Source organism: Micromonospora sp. CPCC 205539 (genome assembly GCF_036906815.1).
Classification (GTDB): Bacteria; Actinomycetota; Actinomycetes; order Mycobacteriales; family Micromonosporaceae; genus Micromonospora.
Window position 1 is genome coordinate 1 of sequence record NZ_JBAKHW010000093.1, and the last position, 1,333, is coordinate 1,333.

At 66.0% G+C, this 1,333-nt stretch carries 1 protein-coding gene; it reads left to right on the forward strand.

Translation table 11 applies throughout. The features are described 5' to 3' along the window. Positions 1-229 precede the first annotated feature (229 nt). Positions 230-1,333: IS110 family transposase (locus tag V6V47_RS32630; RefSeq protein WP_334632405.1), on the forward strand; the 1,104-nt coding region annotated here is incomplete at its 3' end.

The window sequence follows — 1,333 nt, forward strand, 5'->3', positions numbered from 1 at the left end:
TCGGCTACTTATGTACTGGTGCTACGACCGCAGCCCGGCCAGGCTTGGTCGAGGTGACCGGCGGGGTGGCTCTCTCATCGGCTGCCCACCGCGATTTGGTGTGGCTCTCACATGGCATGCCTCCTGCCGGTCACCGTGGCGCGGAGAGGCTCAAGAGGGGTCTGCCCAGCTCGAAGTAGCGCTGCCCTCCTCGCTGACATCAGCCCTTGTCTGATCGAGGAGGACGAGCGTGGGACGCGTCATCATCGGTATGGATCCGCACAAGCGGTCCGCGACCATTGAAATCATTAACGACCGCGAGAAGATCCTCGCCCAGGGCCGGTTCACCACCGACCGCGACGGCTACCAGGCCATGCTCAAGCTCGGCCGGCAGCACAAGGAGCGGATCTGGGCGGTGGAAGGCTGTAACGGGATCGGGCGGCACATCGCTCAACGCCTCGTCGCCGACGGCGAGACCGTGGTGGACGTGCCGGCGAAACTGTCCGCGCGGGTCCGCGTGTTCGACACCGGTCAGGGCCGCAAGACCGACCCGGTCGACGCCCACAGCGTCGCCGTCGCAGCCCTACGCACCACGGGTTTGCGGCAAGTCGCCGTCGACGACGTCACCGTTGCGCTGCGGCTGCTCGTCGACCGCCGCGACGGTCTTGGCCACGCCCGCACCGATCTACTCAACCGCATCCACAAACTTTTGCTGGAACTACTGCCCGGCGGGGCCAAGCAGTTCCTGTCCGCCCCGCAGGCCCGAACCCTGCTCAACACGGTGCGGCCGCGCGACCTTGTCGGGTCCACCCGCCGGCGGCTCACGTCGGAACTCATCACCGAGCTCGCCCAGGTCGACAAGAAGATCAAGGCAGCGAACAAAGAACTCACCGAACTCGTCGCCGCCACCGGCAGTGGTCTGCAGGACCTCAACGGCATCGGCCCCTCCGGCGCCGCCCGCCTGATCGGCGACATCGGTGACATCAGCCGGTTCGCCAGCCGCGGGCACTTCGCGTCCTGGAACGGCACCGCACCCCTTGATGCGTCCTCCGGCGATCAAAGACGCCACCGGCTATCCCGTGCCGGGAACCGGCGCATTAACCGAGCCCTGCACATCATGGCCATCGTTCAACTGCGCCACGACACCGAAGGCCGCGCTTACTACCGGCGCAAACTCGCAGCCGGCAAAACTCCAATGGAAGCCATGCGCTGCCTGAAACGACGCCTGTCCGACGTCGTCTACAAGCAGATGACCAACGATGCCAAGAAGGTCAAGACGGGCCCGGGAGGACACGTGGGGGCGACTCTTCAATCCAGCGCGGCCGACCCAACCCCCAAGGTCGACACTTCGGAA